Consider the following 17,366-nt stretch of genomic DNA (forward strand, 5'->3'; position numbering starts at 1 on the left):
CCCTTTTGGTTTGTGATTTTATCACCTAAGCGGGTGTCCGGATTGATTAGCCCCCTACCCTTCCCCCCGGGCCCCTGCTTCGCGCTTTGTGGCCCGTAATCCCTTACTCACTCGGTTTTTCTGACCACGCGCCCGTGCGACATCCCTGTCGCTGCGCGCTCGCCGGGCATCCATGCCCGGCGGATCAGAAAAACCATCGTTCGCTGCGGCGGGCCACGTGCGCATTAATTGTTACGCAAAGCCGCCTTTCATATCAGACGCCGAATCGTAGGAGTGGATCTTATCCACGACAGAAAAGAGCCCGTCATTCACACCAAAATGTAGGGTGGGCGCTGCCCACCAAATGATCTGAAAGAAAAGCCACTGCTCAACAATAGGTGGCGGATTTCCACTGTCGCCTTTTGCCACTTGTAACCATTTTTATCAATTATTGAACCCATACCAGAACTTCAGTACTCTTCAGACCAGCAGGGAAGCCGTATCCGCACGATATAATAACACCAGAACTCAGACCATCAGGTCGGTTTATCTGACTCCGCACCGATACCCTCCCCGCCCGAAATCCGACTGTTTTATCCACGCAATTCCTGCCCTGCGCTTATAAGGATGGGCGGCAGCGTTTGTGAAAAAAAATCAGCTGCTGTCTGTGACCGGAAGACACGGAAAAACTGTATATGCAAACAGTATATTTTCCGTTTGCCGGAATCTGATGCGCGATTTCGCTCCTGTAGCAAAACGCACATGCGCGAGTTGATACTTTCAGCCCTGAAAGATGCCTAAAAATCAATCGTTTAGGGTTTTACAAAAAGTGATAACGCGCAAAATGTAAAGAACAGTTCAGGGTAAAAGCGCGCATGCGCGTTTATATCCTGACAAGAAAGAAAATAACGATGATTTTTACAGCCCGAACAATGGTTTAGGCTGAGAATCTGAATAAGGGCTTAGGTGTGTTAATGAGCATGCCTACGAATAAACTGTTAGGCTTACGCGAGATGAACTCAAGCATTGTAACTTATGTTTTTTCGGGGCTTTTCGCAGCGATATTTCTCTTAAGTGGCCTTGCTGCTATGTTTGGCTTTGGCATTGTCTCTGTTGGACTTATGACTGGCTATCAACCAGATTCAGGCGGGCTCTTAGTTTACGAAGTTGTGGCAGTGACAATTTCATTATTTATTGTCGGATTGTCACTACTAGGTGTTGGTGTTCCTTTTTTTATAAGTATATTTCTGGAGATTCACTTACTTAAGCACTGCAAATCTAAAGGCCCTGATGCAGGGATTCTTTATTTTAAACACCCTTATAGTTGTCGGGAATTACATGACTATACGTCAGATGTAAGTGATGCTTGGGTAAGTACGGATGCTGGTAAATCACTAAACAAGTTTGTACTTACTCTTAAACGTATTGCAAATCTTAGCTTTTTCTCGTTTATGGTTCTGTTTACGTTAGTCATGGTTTTCGTATTTGTGTATGTGCAGTTTATTAAGTAATAGCGATTCCGCCCTAACAAGTTACTTAATTTCGTTCCGGCCACAAACGGCGTGGCCTCCGCGGGACTGCCTACGCTATGCTGCGGCAGCCAATTAGCAAAGCGTTAGCGGGTTTGAGCTTCCCCCGCTTTAACGGACACCAAAGTCAAACTGACGAGGTGTCCAATGCCAAAATATATTCAGCCAAGAAAGACCTGGCAGGATTCAAACGAATTTAAAGTCAAAGCAGTTCAGCTAAGTCTGATTGAAGGGATTCAGGTTCAGGAAGTTGCCAAGACACTCGACATACATCCGTTCATGCTGTCACGATGGCGTAAAGAATACCGTGAAGGAAAAATCGTGGCAGATAAGCGCAAGAAGTTAACCGAAGCAACCAGCAAGCAAGAGAAAGAAATCTCCAAACTGAAGAAGCTTGAAGCCGAGAACAAGAAACTGAAGCAGGAGGTTGACCTGCTAAAAAAGTGGCAACGGTTTCTTGCGGAGGAACATCAGCAAGATATCGATTCATCAAGAAATTCGGACAAGAACTAGGCATCAAGCGTACGTGTGAGTGGCTGGGTGTATCTCGCAGTGGCTTCTACGCATGGCTTAACAGAGAGCCATCTGCACGCGATCAATCAGACATGGAACTCAGGTCGAAGATCAAGCGAATTTCAGATGAGAATGAAGGGCGTTATGGCAGCCCCCGAATCTGGAAAGCGCTGTTAAAACAGGGATTTCAAATCAGTCGGAAACGTGTAGCCCGGCTTATGCAAGAGATGGGACTGATCGCTCGGGTGACTCAGGTAACGTACCGAGCGCCAGGATTGAGGCGCTTTCTGGCTTCAGGACAGAACCTTCGCCCAGACGGTGCGGTTCCACATCGTAAAGACAAAGTCTGGGTGGCTGATGTGACTTATCTGAAAGTGAAAAAGCAGTGGCACTACCTGTCGGTCATCATGGATCTCTATTCCCGACGAATCGTAGGATGGAGCCTGGATAGCAAAAGAACAACAGAAGTTACCCGAAGAACATTGATGACCGCAATACGAAAGCGTCGTCCATCTGAGGGGCTGATGCTGCATACGGATCGCGGTGTTGAGTATCGCGGATCAGGATATCAGAAAGAGCTTCACAGACAGGGAATTAAGCACAGCCTGAGCAGACCGGGAAAATGTACTGATAATGCGCATATGGAATCATTCTTTCATTCAATGAAAGCTGAGTTGATTCGCAATACGACATTCCATTCTGCGGAGGATTTGAAGTATGCTTTGGCGAGATACATCAATGATTACTACAACAGAAAACGGCTGCATTCGGGAATCGGTTACTGTTCACCGATGGAATACGAGCAAATAGCAGCATGAAAATAAACGTGTCCGTTTTATCGGGGCAAGATCACTGGTTTTCCGCTGCGCTTCAAACCGGCCGCAAATGCGAGCGTTAGAACCCGGTACTACCTTCCCTTAACCTGCCGCAAATCCGCTGTCGTCAATCAGTCACCTCTACCCCGCCTGCTGTACCTGTTTTTCCAGTTCAGCCACCAAACCGGGCTCCAGCTTTAACTGCCGGGCCAGTTCCTGCAGGTAGGCTTTTTCCATAAAGTTTTGTTCATCCACGATTAACACCGAGGCCAGATAGACTTCGGCGGCTTCTTCCGGTGTTTTTACCTGAGCGGCGATTTCTGCCGGGGCGAGTGGCTTGCGCAGTTCCTGTTCCACAAAGCGGTTTACCTCTGCCGTTGCGCCCATGGCCTGTACGGCACTGCTGATGCGCTGCTGTTCGGCGTCGTCGATATGACCGTCGGCTTTGGCGGCGGCAATCATGGCAGATAACAGCAGCAGGCTTTCACGTTCGTTCAGTGCGGGGGCGCTGATATCGGCCTGCTCTGGCAAAGCCGTGGCCGGAGTCTGAAGTGCGGCATCCTGGTCGCTACCGGTCGCCGCTGCGTTTTTTCCGGTTTTCCAGCTTTGGTAGGTTTTAAAGGCAACAGCAGCCAGCGCGGCGCTGCCGCCGACTTTCAGGGCGGTTGACCCAAGTTTGCGGCCGCTTTTTGAGCCCAGCAGCAAACCCAGTGCACCGCCACCCAAGGCGCCTTTGGCCAGGGTCGATAAGGTATCGCTGCGGGCGTCGCCTTCCGCCGGAATATTCAGTGCTTTCTCCGCGCCCTGCCTGCCTTGCTGGGCAAAATCCGTGGCAGAGCTGAGAAACAGATTCACCAGTCCTTTAATATCCATAACGCATACCTGATAACAAATGAGTCCATTACCAGTATGCGGATTTAAATTTAAGGTTGGGTCAGGGATTGTGAGGAAGGGTCAGGCCGGGCATGCAAGGTTATGCGATAAAATTTACACAATAATAAGCAGGCAGCGCAGCCACAGAGGTTAACAGTAGCAGCCTGAGCCGCTACTATCATTCCGTTACTCATTAAGTGAAGACGGAGTTATTTATGAGCAAGGATGCAGAAAAAACCATATTTACCGCGCAGTTATTCGCTCCGGCAAAAGCCGCTGGCGATGATCTGCGGGCATTTCTGATTTTGCCTAAAGAAGTCAGCGATCTGCTGCCCCGCCGTGGCCGCACCAGTGTCGAAGGCACCATCAATAATCACCCTTTTCAGGCAACACTGGAACCAGACGGCCAGCTCAGTCACTGGCTTAAAATGGATAAAGCCCTGTATGAGGCCTGTGGCGCAAAAATCGGTGAAACTGTCGCTGTAGAAATTGCTGCCATGCAAAAGGAGCCGGAGCCTGCGCTGCCCGAAGATTTTCAGGCCCTTCTTGATGCCTCACCGCAGGCTAAAGCGGTATGGGAAGCAACAACAACCATTGCCCGGGTAGACTGGATTCACTGGATTGAGTCTGCCAAGCAGGCCAAAACCCGCGCAACCCGTATCGAAAACGCCTGCGATATGCTCGCCTCGGGTAAAAAGCGGGTGTGCTGTTTTGATCAGTCCGGGTTTTACAGCAAAAGTCTCAGCTCACCATCACCTGCAGGTTGAATAACAAAAGCCTTTGCCGCTGATCCACTGCATTCAGCCATACCAGCCAGTCGGGTGGCCTGGCACAGACAGGCCATCCACAATATTTTATCGTTTATATCTGATACAAAATTCTGACCAGATACAATCTGAGTACCGTATCTGGCCAATGCAGATACGAATAGTACTAAAGAACTGCACCCTGCACTGAGAAGCCAGCAATAATAAAATATTCTTAGCTCATTGGAATTCTTGCTATAAAAAACTGGTTTCACATAATTAATAAGAAGCAGCATTTACATATTTGTTTCTACTTAGCTCAGATAAAGATCTATATAATCCCCCAAACAGAAAAGCACTCAGTGCTCCACTATCCTGTACCCCGCCAACCAGGCGGAACAACAAGTGAAACCTTTAGCACATCAGGATATAAAGCAGACAATCATTCTTTAAATGCTATCAAAGCAACCATCAGATCAGGGATGAATATGTTAACTCCAAATACTTATATAGCACTGGAAGCCGCCGGAATTCCTTCAGGTTCTGTGATGGCTGATTTAATCCGGTCATCAGGTAGTGATTCATCAAAAGTCAGCAAGGTATTTTATGATTTTAATGCAATCACAAGCATGTTCGGTTTTGCTGCAGTCTCTGAAATCAGCTGGTTTTATTCTGAAACCACTTCGGGCGAATTTCCGGTTGCATTTTTAATGGAGGGTATTGGCGACAACAGTAACAGCGTAGTGTTGACACTGTTATTCAATCAGAACGTTTTGGATGGTATTCAGGCAGCTCCTGTATTTGAAGATAATCAGCAGAGTTACTATCAGGTTGCAACGGTTTCCATGGTTGTAAGACTCGCGGGTCAAGACGTTTACACCATGCTGGCAAAGATCGGTGTTGGGCTAAACGAGTTAAACACGGAGCAGTTTACTGAGGTGGACTGGCAGTCAACACTGAGCAGTGTATTACCACGACTGGTTGAAGGTATCAACCAGCTATATATACCGCCGGGTGTATCGCCTGATGACCCGGCTATACCAGCAATACACCCAGGGTTGTGGTTAGCTTGTCAGGTTTCAACTCCCGTTAATATTGCGCTTACAATAATTAAGCTGGCCGAACTTGGTGTTACTATTGTTAAGCATCCAAGCGCCTTTCAATGGTTAATTGCAAATTTTTCCTCATCAACACTGACAATAAGCGATTCGTATCAGTATGAAGCCGGTCTGACGAGTTGTTCAGATACATCAGGTCATCCTGTATCAACCCCTGTTGACTTAATTATTCAGCCACCTCAGACAGTTAATCTTCCGTATGATCGCAGTATTGAGCTGGTGCAGTTTGCAGTTATTACACAGATTTGTGCCAGTGAACTGAAAGGAACGGGCGTGGCGTTAATTACCCAAAGCGATCTGACGAAAAGCAGCGCAAGTCTGATAAATATTCCCTGGTCAGGTGACAACAAAGTTCATGTATCAACTAGTTATCCACAAACTGCAGCTGATTACTGGGATCAGCAAAGCGACATATCATCAGGAAATTCACAAAGCGCCATTTTTACCGATGGAACAACACTGGATATCAGCATTGATGCACTCTCCGGCAGGCAGCCAATGGGAGATGGTAAGCTGGCCTATTATTACAACGCTATTTTAGCATTCAACCAGTAACACCTGGGTCTGTGAATACTGATTAAACAGTCCCCGATTACCGCCGGTCGAAAAAAAACCAGACTTTTTAATGATAATCCCCCTGCTTATTCACAAGCAGGGGGATTTCTGTGTTGGACTGGAACTGACCGCTTCCCCTTAGTTGTACAAAGCCGGGGCCTGTTTAATCAGTGTTAACAGCCCCTGACAGGAAGTCTGGTTATCCATATCTTTTTGGCAATTAATGGAGGATGTTATGTCTAACTCAAATATCAATGTTTCTCTGGTTCAAACTCAGATGTTTACTCCAGGAACTGACAGTAACTTCAGTGCAATAGCCGGCGCCGGAAAAGGCGGTGAATCAACCGCCAGCTTTCTTAACCAGCAGATTTCATATACAGAATTTCTGCAGGAAGTAGGTAGCGGATCCATCTCTATTTTTAACTCAACCATCGGTTTCTATAAAGACGGAGATTGGGTAGATATTATGCCAGTTACTTATGCAATGGCTGGCTCTGGCGACAATACAATTGATCTGGTTGTGTATGGTAAGGTGATGAGAGAAATCTGGGAGCAAATGTCCGGAAGCTCTTCTCTCACAATCCCAGCTGACCAGGATTTACACATAAAGGACTATCCAAACTACTACAAGAAATGGCGAATTGCAGAGCTGCTGCCAACAAAGAACGATTATCGCCGCATGCGTGGTCTGGAACTGGATTGCTCCGATGATACCTGCGAATGTACCAATCTGATAAATGTTAATGGTACGACTTACTGTACATTTGGCTCGGTCGAGTCAACATTCTCATATCACCAAACGCCATTATGGGTAGCGCCGGCAGCTCTTGGAACGTTGTCTACTCTTTCCTCAATACCTTTTGTCAAAACGTCTTTTTCCGAATTCATAAAACCTTGTTTAAAGGCCTGGTGGGAAGGTCAGAAGCAATGTTGGGGAAATGTTGGAAGCGCTGTTAACTATGACTCAACTTCAACATTAATCGAACAGGGTGTAGAAGAAGGCACTGCAGAAACTGTAGCAGAAGAAGGTGCTGAAATTGCCATTACTACAGCGGGAGCGGCATGCTTTGGTATAGTTCTGGCACTGGCTGCAGTACCTATCATAGTGCAGGCGATTGAACATTACTCTTACAACAATATTCAGCTCTATAACCTGTCCAATCATTACGACATGATCTGGGACACGCCATTTATTGTTAATAGTGGAATAATGACTCAGGCACCAATAATTAACAATAACGATAAAGATTATGAGCAATTAATTCCGGGAGTCAGGAACCGCTCTCCAGAGCCCTGGATTCAGGGCAAGGATGGTTACGGCTATGGTGTTTTTTCATTCGCCTCCAGTGGTGCAATGGACGGTGTCGGTGAATCATTTGGACTTAAGTTTTACAAACTGAACCGATCCGCTACCACGGCGAGCGATTACGATGGAGTAACGCCTGATGGTTATGGAGCAATGGCGATTAATATCCCCTGGGCTGGTGATAATGATATTGCCTGTACTATGTCCGAAAATCCAATAAGCTCCAACGATTACTGGAATGAGCGCAATCATCAACAGGTAACCAGTTTAACGGCACAGCTTGCTGAACTGGGGTTACAAATAACAGTCAGTATCGATTATCTCAGCGGCACCCACCCGGAGAGCAGTGGCCAACTGGCTTATTATTACCAGAGTGTCGTAATCATTTCCGATATTACTTAATCAGACTCTTATATTGTTAGCTGAAAACCCCAAACATTTTCAGCTAACAATATCAGGAATTGATAAAGCACTGTGGCGAAACCATATTCTGGTCACAGTGCTTCCAATCTCAATAAGGCCCGGTTCTTTTCTTTCATGATTATCAGAAGTTTATTTTCATGATTCATTTTTCACTGAAAATCCGTATTCAAGAGGATAGTAATTATGAGCACAAACCTACCATTTTGCGTTCCTATTGCCGCCATGGGCATGCCAATGACAGCCGCGGCACCGGGACAACCCACATCGGGTTATGACGCCGTCATGAACTGTCTGGATGGCGGCGATGAAGTACATGACTGGGTACTGAATTACAGTGGCATTCAGCAACTTGTCGCTGCTATGCCCGCTCATATTCCGAATCAAAATGATAATGGCGACTATTTTTTCGAATCAACTGTCGATGATATCCACATTTCAATCCAGTCGTATACAACGTTGAATGAGGAAGCCATCAGTGGCCAGAGCGTACCAGACCAGTATCTGCATAATGGTCAGACCTACAATATTATCGGCTCAATCGAACATACCATCGCTTTTAATAATGTCACTGGCTGGAGCGTAACCCTGCCGGTGATGTTGCTTGGCTCAGTACCAATGTCGATATTGGGAAAAGTCGGATACAGCGCCTTTTTAAAACCACTGGCGCAACGTTTATATACCGGAATCCGTAAAGCTCTGACAACGACGGTTGAAGAAGGTATGGATGAGGCTGCGGTAGCTGCGGCAGCCGATGCCGCAGCAGAAGCTGCGGATGTTACTGAACTGATTCTGGAGGAGTCCGCAATTGATGCATCACTAAGCCTGGAAACCGGTGGCCTAGCAATGATTGGCTTTGTTGGCCTGATAGCAATTCAGGTTGGGATCATTCTGATCGTCCATTCTTCTTACCATCAGCTGATCATTTATAATTTTACTCCCTACGATTTAAAGTGGGGAGATGCATCACTGAAGCATGACGCCATGATTACTATGCAACCGGTAACCGATACGACAGGAGATACGCCCGCACAGTGCCTGCCCGCCATGAGTGCAACCTCGCCCTCAAGATTTATTGCTCCTGTAAATACAGCATCAATGGGCCAATTCAATGTTTATAGCGACTCAGAAACACATGGCTGTAAATGGGGGTTGTCATTTCGCCTGTGCGAAGCCGGTACGGATAATGAACTGACGGCCCCGGTTGGAGCAATGTGGGATATTCCATTCAGTGGCAAAAACTCTCTGGGAGTTTCTTCTGGTATCAGCCAGAGTGATTTATCAGACTGGGTCAAAAGAGAAGAAGGAGAGCACAGGCACCATAGCCGAAGTATAGAGCTCGATAACAATATTACTGTGACCAACACTCTTGATCATCTGCAGGGCAAGCATAAAATGGCACTCGGCTCAGATGACGATGGTTATATTTATCGTTCTGTATTAGTTTTTCAGCCGACTTAGTCTAATTGAATTTTCCCTTTTGCGGACACCAAAGGCTGAAAAGCCCTGGTGTCCTGCATTTATTATACGTCTCCCCCACACAACTCGGCGTCGCTGTAACGGGTAGTCAGATAGCGCTTCTGCGCTCTGGTTAATTTCTGAAAAATCAGCCGGTAAGAATGATCGACCATCCGTTCCAGTTCGCCGTCGGGTACATCGCCGTCCAGCAGCACGGTATTCCAGTGGCTTTTATTCATGTGGTAGCCGGGAATAACGGCGCTGAACACATCGCGCAATTCCACCGCCTGCTGCGGATCACACTTCAGGTTAATCCGCGCTTTGCCGTCTTTTTCGTACAGCAGGGCAAACATTTTGTCCTGTACTTTATAAACATAAGCATCCGGGCCGAAGGGGAAATCCTCCAGTGCTTCGGGCTTGCTCAGCAGGTAAGTACGCAGTGTGCGGAAGTCCATTTACGCTCTCATATTTACGTTTGGCAAATCAGGGATTAAGTACTGTTGCGCCATCACTCGGCAGTTCGCGCGCCACGCGTTTTACCCGCGGCGTCAGCTGGCAGAACAACTCATAGCTGATGGTGCCGCACAGTTCTGCGATACGGTCGACGCTGAGATGCTCGCCCCAGAGTTCAACCGGCGAACCGATCTGCGCGCGTGGATGGTCGGTAAGATCGACGGTGATCATATCCATCGACACCCGGCCAATCAGCGGGCATTCAACACCGCCCACCAGCACCGGTGTGCCGGCCGGCGCATGGCGCGGATATCCGTCGCCATAACCAATGGCGACAACGCCGACGCGGGTATCACGCTCAGCCGTCCAGTCACCGCCGTAGCCTACGGTTTCACCGGCGGGTACGTCGTGGGTGCTGATCAGTTGTGATTCGAGGCTCATTACCGCTTTCAGGCCCAGCTCGGCAGCGCTTTTATAATTCAGCGGCGAGCTGCCATAGAGCATGATGCCGGGGCGGCTTAAACCTTCGGCGACCAGTTCATTGTTGATGCGTTTTTCGGTCAGCAGGCCGGCACTGTTGCTGATGCTCAGCGGCACCGGCCAGTCGCGGCTGTAGAGGGTATCAAGCTGTGCGGCAAGTACCGGTGACTGCCATTCATCGGCACTGGAGAAGTGCGAAATCACATAGCGCAGTTCCAGTTGTTCATCGGCGCCGATCAGGGCGAGGATGTCGTCGGCTTCGCTGACGCGGAACCCTAAGCGGTTCATGCCGCTGTTGATCTTCAGCCACACCCCCACCGGCTGGCTCAGCGTGGCGCTGGCCCGGTCCTGCAGCTGTTTGCGGTGATGCACCACCAGCTGAATTTTATGTTCGGCGGCCAGTGCCCATTCATGCGCGTCGTAAGCGCCCTGCAACACCACCAGCGGGCGGCGGATACCGGCTTCGCGCAGGGCCAGAGCCTCGTCAACACAGGCCACGGCAAAGCCGTCGGCGCTGCTCAGGGCGCGGGCGCAGTTGACCAGCCCGTGGCCGTAGCCATTGGCTTTGATCACCGCATAGGCCTTACCGCTGACGCTGGATTTGGCCAGTTGGTAATTGTGGCGGAAGTGAGACCAGTTGATTAATGCGCGCGTTGGACGTGTCATGGACGTGGGAACAACCTCGAAAATAGGTACAATAGCGCTTTGGCCCTGCCACAACCAGTGATGCCGGTATCAATAACGCAGAGCCGCCATAAGGCGGGAATCGTTGCTGATACGGAATGCCGGGTATTTAGTGCAGGGCCGCCGGAGTACAATGCCGGCAGAATCTGCCGGGCGGCCATTATGTCAGGCCTGTCCGGCAAAAACACCCGCTGCCTCTGGCTGCAAACCCGCTACGGAAATCACCATGCCCAGTCACCCGCTGTTTACCGACAAAACCATTGCCCTCTCGGCAACGCTGGCGGCGACCATTGGCCTGGAAGAAGCTGTGCTGCTGACCGTGCTTAACGATGCCGCCAGCATCCAGGGGCAGCAATGGGCGCGGCTGCATAATCAGGCACTGCGCAACCAGCTGCCGTTCTGGGATGACGTCAGCATCCGCCGGGTGCTGCGCAGCCTGCTCGATAAAGGCCTGCTCAGCCTGCAGGGGCCGATGTTTCCCGATGCCGAAGGTCTGATTTACGCCTTCAGTGCCGCACAGCCGCAGGGGCGTGCGCAACCCGGCAGCGAAGCACAGCCACAACAGACAATTCCCCCGACCCAGCCAGGCCACTTTAAGCAGCCGCTGGAATCGCGCTGGCAGCCACAGGAAGACACCCTCGCCCGCCTCGAACAACACGGCATTCCGCGCAGCTTTGCCTGGGCCCAGCTGGATACCTTTATTCTGCAGGGGCAGGAACAGGGCGCGAACCGTAATGACTGGAACACCCGCTTTTTCCGCCATGTGAAGAGTCAGTGGGTATTCACTCAGAACGATGCACAGAAGCAACAGCGCACCCTTGAGCGTGGTTTTCAGGGCACCGCGGCGGGCGTTAGCATACAGGAACGCAGTGCCTTTAAACCCAGCCATGATGAAGCGGCCCCCATCAGCCTCGACTGGCAGCCGAGCCAGGATGCCTGCCAGATTCTGCAGCGTGCCGGTATCGACCCGCAGTTTATTACCGATGCCGTGGCCGAGTTTGTACTCTACTGGGCCGAACGTGGCGACGCGTTTAAAACCTGGAACAGCAAGTTTATTCAGCAGGTGCGCCAGCAATGGGCGCGCTACAGTGCCTCGGTGGAGCATTCCTCTCTGCCGACCCGTATTCCCGATAACTGGCAACCGGCGGAAGACTGCTACGACATTCTCGCCATGGGTCATATCGACCGTCAGTTTGCTCAGGGTCTGGTACCGGAATTTGTGCTTTACTGGCGCGACTCCAATCAGGTACACAACAGCTGGAACAGCCGTTTTCTGCAATACGTTAAACAGCAATGGGGCAAGCGTTTAGCCCAGACTTCGTCAGGAGAATCCTATGGCACGCACACCGGCCAGCACACAACTGCTCAACCGGGTTACGCAACAGCTGAAGCAAGCGTCCAGCGACTCAAAGACACCAGCTGGTGAAACCCTGGCGCACGAGCCGAGCATTGAGCAGAAAGAAGCCATTAACCAGATTTTTGAGCTGTTCCGCTTTAATTATCACAACCAGTTTTTAAAGGCCTTTCCCGACCTCGACACCATGATTATGGCAAAACGGTTATGGGCACGGCTGCTGGGTGAATACAGTGGTGACGTGATGATGCGTGCCGCCGAAAGAGCGGTAAAAGAAAGCAGTTTTCTGCCCAGCGTGCACGAAGTACTGGCCCGCTGCGACGTGGCCGACAGCCTGGGTTTACCCTCGGCCCACGCCGCTTTTATGGAAGCCTGCCGCGCGCCGTCACCGAAAAAAGAATTTAACTGGAGCCATCCGGCGGTGTATTACGCCGGCCGTGCCAGCGACTGGTTTTTTCTGGCCAACAATATCGAAGAAAAAACCTTCCCGGTATTTAAACGCAATTATGAAATATTGCTGAAGCGCCTGCAGAATGGCGAAAGTATCGAGATGGAAGTGGCCAAAGCGCTGCCCGAACACAGCGAAACACCACTGCCGCGTAAAGAGCAGCAACAGCGATTGCAGGAACTGAAGAAGCAGTTAAGTTAAAAAAAATCCCGGAATATTCCGGGATTTTTTTATTTAAATCATGATGAAGCGCTGATTACACTTCAAAAGCCTTACCGTTAAGGCACCAGCGTCCAGCGCTGGTTATTCCCACCCCAGTTATACCAGGTTCCGGCGTTATCTCCGGCATTGCTGCCGTAACCATCCACCACCTGTTCCGGTAATGTACGCATAGCTACTGAGCCATCGGCATTCAGGCTGAAGCGCTGATTAGCATTGCCATTGCACTGCCAGATCATCAGGTTGGCGCCGTTGGCAAAATTGCCGCCATTATCCAGACAAAAGCGGTTGTCCTGCTGGCTGCGGATTAATCCGCTGCTGGCGTCGTAATGCCATTTCTGCCAGTTGCCGTTATTGCAGGTCCACTGGCCTACGTTGGTGCCGTTGCTCATGTTGGCATTGCTGATATCCAGACACAGGCCGGAGGCATTATTAATAAACTGCACGTAGTCCACCGCTGGCGGAATATTGCCTGCCTGGAACGGTGCGTAAACCACACCGGCTTTATCCAGCTCTTCACCGGCGCGGCCATGCAGGCCAACAATCTGCCAGCCAGCCGGAGCATTAAAGGTCTGACAGCTGCCGGTGGTTGAGCCCGCCGCTACGCTGCGGTTCTGACTGGTGGTAAAGCGGCTGTAGAAGATACGGGTTCTGCCGTCTTTCTGGCCGCTGCACAGCTGCAGTGACGTCAGGTATTCACCACTGTTGAGGTTCAGCACATGATCCGTACCGCCATTACCGCCGTGCGATAGCACGAAGCCGTTACTCAGGGTCAGGTCGATACGGTCAACGCGGGAACCGGCGCGGATATTAACGCCGCTTACGGCCGGATTCTGCGGTAATACCGCCACATCGTTAAAATGCGTACCGTGCGGGCCACCAAAAGGATCGCTCAGCCGGCGGTCGGCCGGGGTGGAATATACAAAGTCAGTCTGCAGCGGCGGGTGGTCAGATAAACGCAGACCATCGCTGGTGTTGTCGTCCTGACGCAGCAGGTGATAAACCGCATCCAGCCCGACAAAACCGTTATCGCGGAACAGTACTTTATCGACGATTTCGCAATCCGGGGCCGAGGTCTGCGGATCACAGGTCAGGGCATCAGCGCCGCTTACCGGCACGTCGCCGTTACGCGACAGTTTGACCCAGGCATCGCTGAAACCACGGTTCAGCAGTTCCCAGATATTATCGCCACTGCGGGTATAACGGGTGTTGGTATCGCCCATCACGATCACCGCATTACCGGCAGAATTGGCATCGATATAGCTGATTAACTGGCGGATATTGCCACGACGGGCAGCCAGATCGGCATCGCCCACCTGAGCCTGGGTATGCAGGTTATAGATATCCACATACACACCTTCTGCCAGACGGGTGCGCGCCAGGGTGAAGCCCTTAGGGGTTAAACAATCAACGCCATTACAGTCTTTCCAGCGGACCCGTTCCCAGTCGCTGTACGGAAAGCGGCTGAGGGTATTCAGGCCACTGCCAATCCCCATGCCGCCGGTGGTGGCGGAGCGGTATGGATGGGTGTTGCAGGTGTCATAGAGTGCGGCGTGATAGTTAAAATCTTCCTGCACGTTCACCACATCAAATTCGTTGATATAACAGCTGATCTCTTCCGTGGCACTCTGGCGCGGCGATACCGCACTGGAAAACAATTCCAGTAAACCGGCCACGTTGTAGGTGAGAGTACTGAAGCTGCCTTCCTGTGAGGCCGATACCTGAGCAGGCGCGGCACTGAGTGCGGCCAGCATCATGCCGGCGGTCAGCATGGATCTGTTCATAAGTGTTACCTTCGTATTTATGATTATTATTTGGCCCATCGCAATCAGATTGCGGTACTTTTGTACCACATCAGAACTCATCCGCGGCAGGACAACACGGGCCGCTGCGTAACACGCCAGATGCCAACAGCGGCCCATCATGACCAGATGGCGGAAAACCACTCGTTTTCCGCCACCGTGAACGATCAGTTCAGACGGGCGATGACACTGGTGCCGGTGTATTCCAGCGTTACCCCGTAATCACCGGCATCCACATGGCTGAACTCACCGGCAACCTTACCTGCCTGCAGCAAGGTATAAGCAGCACCGCTTTGCGGCGTCAGGCCGGCAAAATCGAGAGTCAGCATGGCACCATCAATAAACAGGGTTTCAGCAGTGGCAACCTGAGTGCTGTCTGCATCCATGGCCAGCTTCAGTACTGCAGCGCCATTCAGGGTGATATTGCCGCCCAGCTGCAATGCACCACGGGCATCAACCAGTGCCGTACCGGAGTTCACAAACAGATCGCCCTGACCGAAGGCCGAAGCAGACGCGGCTTCCAGCGTACCGCCGTTAATCACGGTGCCACCGCTGTAGCTGTTGTTACCGGTCAGCGTCAGGTGACCACTGCCGGCTTTGCTCAGCTTGCCGGCGCCGCTGATGTCGTTGCGCCACCAGTCACGGGCAGAGAAACCGCCATCACTGGCTTCCATAGTCACGCTCACATCCCCCAGGAAAGCGCCGTAACCGTCAGCCGCATCGACCAGATTAATGCGTCCCCAGCCGTTGGAGTCATCCAGAATCGGATAGCCGGAATCGACTTCGGTGGTAAACAACACCGCCCGGCGCTGGGCATCGGACAGATAAGGCTGGCGGGTTTTCAGCAGGGCTTCCGCACCTTCAGGCACGACCGCAGGCTGGCCGGCTTTGCTGCTGTCCTGTGGCAGACCGTAGGTCATACGGAAGCGGTATAACGCCTTGATCGCGGCGTGGTCATCGTAGTCATTATTGTTAAACACATCGGCATTAACAGTAACGCCGTCGGCCTCGATAACGCTGCCGGTTTCACCTTCTGCCAGAGTGCGGTGGGCATAGTCGTACAGACTCATACCCGCTTCTGCGGCTTTGGTTTCGTAGAAAGCATGCAGCTGGTTGTAAGCGGCCTGGCCGGACTCATAACCTGCTGTGGTGTTCAGCGCATCGGCCGCACTCATCAACGCCATAATGCGGCCACCAATCACATCCACAGGCGAGTGCATACCGGCAACAATACGGTTTTCACCCAGCTCAGAACCGCGCACAACATGCTCGGCAAAACGTTCCGGGAAGGCATACGCCAGCGACAATGACGACACCACACCGGCATTGGTGTGACCACTCGGATAACCACCGTCTTTGCGCAGGCTCTGTTCATCACCGCTGTTACTCTTACGGCGGGCACATACCAGCCCCGGAATCACATTGACATCGCTGTTATAAATATCGAAATTAATGTCTGCCGGTGCACCACTGCTGTTGATACAGGTACGCAGATCATTGCCGAGATATTCCACCGCACCGGTGCTGGTCATACGCCACGGGCGCGGGGTCGAGAAAATATATTTGGAACCACTGGTTGATGTTGCAGCCATGTTGTAACGCACATTATTGGTGAAACGTACGGCTGCGCCGAACGCGCTGTTTTCATCACCGGTAAAGGTCCAGCTGTCATCACTGTCGCCGAGGTAATGGCTGTCTTCCAGCACCTGCGCCACGGTCGGTTCGGTAATATCGTAATAGGTGCCGCTGTTCGCCACATAGTCTTCGGTCAGCGGGCCAAAACCATCAACAACGGAATAGCTTTTACCGCGGCGGTCATCGAGATAAGCGCGAATTGCTGCTTCGTCAGAACGCTCAGCCGTAACTTTTTCAACGTAGGCAATATTGGCCGCCCAGACCGCTGCATTTTTAATCGGATTGGCTTCATAACTGTCCGGACCGCTGCCGCTGGCGGCACTCTGGTAAGCGTCACTGGTGCCTTTCCAGATGCTGTTAATACCTTTCAGGGCATGTGGATAGGGGTTGTCATGAATGCTGTATTTCAGCGTACTGTGACCATTATTTTTACCGTATAAAATCACCGGCAAAGGATAGGCTGCATCAGGGGCTGCTACATATTGCTCAAAACCCAGGCCTGCAGGCATTACCGGTTTACTGATGTCTGCCGTGCTGTTGTCATCGTTATTATCGTCGCCACAGGCGCTCAGCATCAGCGTAGCGGCCGCGACCATGGCCAGATACAGACCGTTGCGTTTATTCAGGTTTTTTTCAGTATTCATAACGTTCACTTGGTTGTCGGATTTAAAATTTGTCAGATTTAAAAAGACATAAACCGCATGCCAAGCATGCGATCTATGTTGAGAGAGACACCAGTGAAGACCGGCTTAAGCAGCACAAGGGGACATTACAATTCTGTGAAATTTTCCAGGGCCTGTTAACACTAAGTGAATCCGGCCTGCTGAGAGCCAGTTTTTCTCAGGACAAGGAGAGAGGAGTGATATTAGCGGGCTAAATGAATGACGAACGACGATGCTCATGGGGAAAACTGGCCTCAGCCCGAAGGGTTATGGCTAAAAATCCCTCATCCTGCGTTGCTGTTCGTTCGCTTAACCCG

13 protein-coding genes are annotated in these 17,366 nt (G+C 50.9%); 8 read left to right on the top strand and 5 right to left on the bottom strand.

What is annotated here, in order from left to right; translation table 11 throughout:
- Window positions 1-953 precede the first annotated feature (953 nt).
- Both B3P58_RS18240 and B3P58_RS18245 read left to right on the top strand, forming a co-directional pair.
- Window positions 954-1,490 (top strand): hypothetical protein, encoded by a 537-nt coding sequence (locus tag B3P58_RS18240; protein WP_286719537.1) that lies wholly within the window; start codon window positions 954-956, stop codon window positions 1,488-1,490.
- A 165-nt stretch (window positions 1,491-1,655) separates the two neighbouring features.
- Window positions 1,656-2,839 (top strand): IS3 family transposase gene (locus B3P58_RS18245; protein ID WP_286719539.1). Its coding sequence is split into 2 segments (ribosomal slippage): window positions 1,656-1,944 and window positions 1,944-2,839, totalling 1,185 coding nucleotides; the frame shifts between segments, so codons are not numbered across the junction.
- A gap of 138 nt (window positions 2,840-2,977) precedes the next feature.
- Here B3P58_RS18245 and B3P58_RS18250 read toward each other — a convergent pair.
- On the bottom strand, window positions 2,978-3,709 hold the full coding sequence (locus tag B3P58_RS18250; protein ID WP_286719540.1) for a tellurite resistance TerB family protein: 732 nt from the start codon (window positions 3,707-3,709) through the stop codon (window positions 2,978-2,980).
- A gap of 215 nt (window positions 3,710-3,924) precedes the next feature.
- Here B3P58_RS18250 and B3P58_RS18255 point away from each other — a divergent pair, with 215 nt between their 5' ends.
- The 4 genes from B3P58_RS18255 to B3P58_RS18270 all read left to right on the top strand — a co-directional run bounded on the left by B3P58_RS18255 (window position 3,925) and on the right by B3P58_RS18270 (window position 9,315).
- Window positions 3,925-4,476: a YdeI/OmpD-associated family protein gene (locus B3P58_RS18255; protein WP_286719542.1), complete on the top strand. Its 552-nt coding sequence runs from the start codon at window positions 3,925-3,927 to the stop codon at window positions 4,474-4,476.
- A gap of 341 nt (window positions 4,477-4,817) precedes the next feature.
- On the top strand, window positions 4,818-6,128 hold the full coding sequence (locus B3P58_RS18260; RefSeq protein ID WP_286719544.1) for a hypothetical protein: 1,311 nt from the start codon (window positions 4,818-4,820) through the stop codon (window positions 6,126-6,128).
- A gap of 235 nt (window positions 6,129-6,363) precedes the next feature.
- Window positions 6,364-7,836 carry a hypothetical protein gene (locus tag B3P58_RS18265; protein ID WP_230331331.1) on the top strand — a complete coding sequence of 491 codons (1,473 nt, stop codon included), beginning with the start codon at window positions 6,364-6,366 and terminating at the stop codon, window positions 7,834-7,836.
- Window positions 7,837-8,040: 204 nt separating this feature from the next.
- The gene (locus B3P58_RS18270; RefSeq protein ID WP_286719546.1) at window positions 8,041-9,315 is read left to right on the top strand and encodes a hypothetical protein; all 1,275 of its coding nucleotides are present in this window, start codon (window positions 8,041-8,043) and stop codon (window positions 9,313-9,315) included.
- Window positions 9,316-9,377: 62 nt separating this feature from the next.
- Here the strand turns inward: B3P58_RS18270 and B3P58_RS18275 are convergent, their stop codons facing one another.
- Both B3P58_RS18275 and alr read right to left on the bottom strand, forming a co-directional pair.
- Entirely contained in the window at window positions 9,378-9,767 is a 390-nt protein-coding gene (locus B3P58_RS18275; protein ID WP_286719548.1) for an MmcQ/YjbR family DNA-binding protein, read from the bottom strand.
- 28 nt (window positions 9,768-9,795) lie between these two features.
- Window positions 9,796-10,911, bottom strand: a complete 1,116-nt coding sequence (alr, locus tag B3P58_RS18280; RefSeq protein ID WP_286719550.1) for an alanine racemase — start codon at window positions 10,909-10,911, stop codon at window positions 9,796-9,798.
- A gap of 244 nt (window positions 10,912-11,155) precedes the next feature.
- On the opposite strand from alr, the gene B3P58_RS18285 reads away from it, so the two are divergent.
- Window positions 11,156-12,355 carry a DnaT-like ssDNA-binding domain-containing protein gene (locus B3P58_RS18285; RefSeq protein WP_286719551.1) on the top strand — a complete coding sequence of 400 codons (1,200 nt, stop codon included), beginning with the start codon at window positions 11,156-11,158 and terminating at the stop codon, window positions 12,353-12,355.
- Window positions 12,264-12,932, top strand: a complete 669-nt coding sequence (locus tag B3P58_RS18290; RefSeq protein ID WP_230331326.1) for a replication protein P — start codon at window positions 12,264-12,266, stop codon at window positions 12,930-12,932. The genes B3P58_RS18285 and B3P58_RS18290 overlap by 92 nt, the downstream gene beginning before the upstream one ends.
- 77 nt (window positions 12,933-13,009) lie before the next feature.
- Here B3P58_RS18290 and B3P58_RS18295 read toward each other — a convergent pair whose 3' ends face one another.
- Entirely contained in the window at window positions 13,010-14,734 is a 1,725-nt protein-coding gene (locus B3P58_RS18295; protein ID WP_286719554.1) for a jacalin-like lectin, read from the bottom strand.
- Window positions 14,735-14,919: 185 nt separating this feature from the next.
- The gene (locus B3P58_RS18300) at window positions 14,920-17,031 is read right to left on the bottom strand and encodes a phosphatase PAP2 family protein (RefSeq protein ID WP_286719555.1); all 2,112 of its coding nucleotides are present in this window, start codon (window positions 17,029-17,031) and stop codon (window positions 14,920-14,922) included.
- Between the last annotated feature and the right edge of the window lie 335 nt (window positions 17,032-17,366).

Source organism: Thalassolituus sp. UBA2009, assembly GCF_002335285.1.
Classification (GTDB): domain Bacteria; phylum Pseudomonadota; class Gammaproteobacteria; order Pseudomonadales; family Oceanobacteraceae; genus Venatoribacter; species Venatoribacter alkanivorans.

What these genes read in the sequence shown, in the direction of transcription:
- B3P58_RS18240 (WP_286719537.1), top strand. Translation starts at nt 954, where the DNA reads ATGAGCATGCCTACGAATAAACTGTTAGGCTTACGCGAGATGAACTCA.
- B3P58_RS18250 (WP_286719540.1), bottom strand. Translation starts at nt 3,709, where the DNA reads ATGGATATTAAAGGACTGGTGAATCTGTTTCTCAGCTCTGCCACGGAT.
- B3P58_RS18255 (WP_286719542.1), top strand. Translation starts at nt 3,925, where the DNA reads ATGAGCAAGGATGCAGAAAAAACCATATTTACCGCGCAGTTATTCGCT.
- B3P58_RS18265 (WP_230331331.1), top strand. Translation starts at nt 6,364, where the DNA reads ATGTCTAACTCAAATATCAATGTTTCTCTGGTTCAAACTCAGATGTTT.
- B3P58_RS18270 (WP_286719546.1), top strand. Translation starts at nt 8,041, where the DNA reads ATGAGCACAAACCTACCATTTTGCGTTCCTATTGCCGCCATGGGCATG.
- B3P58_RS18275 (WP_286719548.1), bottom strand. Translation starts at nt 9,767, where the DNA reads ATGGACTTCCGCACACTGCGTACTTACCTGCTGAGCAAGCCCGAAGCA.
- alr (WP_286719550.1), bottom strand. Translation starts at nt 10,911, where the DNA reads ATGACACGTCCAACGCGCGCATTAATCAACTGGTCTCACTTCCGCCAC.
- B3P58_RS18285 (WP_286719551.1), top strand. Translation starts at nt 11,156, where the DNA reads ATGCCCAGTCACCCGCTGTTTACCGACAAAACCATTGCCCTCTCGGCA.
- B3P58_RS18290 (WP_230331326.1), top strand. Translation starts at nt 12,264, where the DNA reads ATGGCACGCACACCGGCCAGCACACAACTGCTCAACCGGGTTACGCAA.
- B3P58_RS18295 (WP_286719554.1), bottom strand. Translation starts at nt 14,734, where the DNA reads ATGAACAGATCCATGCTGACCGCCGGCATGATGCTGGCCGCACTCAGT.
- B3P58_RS18300 (WP_286719555.1), bottom strand. Translation starts at nt 17,031, where the DNA reads ATGAATACTGAAAAAAACCTGAATAAACGCAACGGTCTGTATCTGGCC.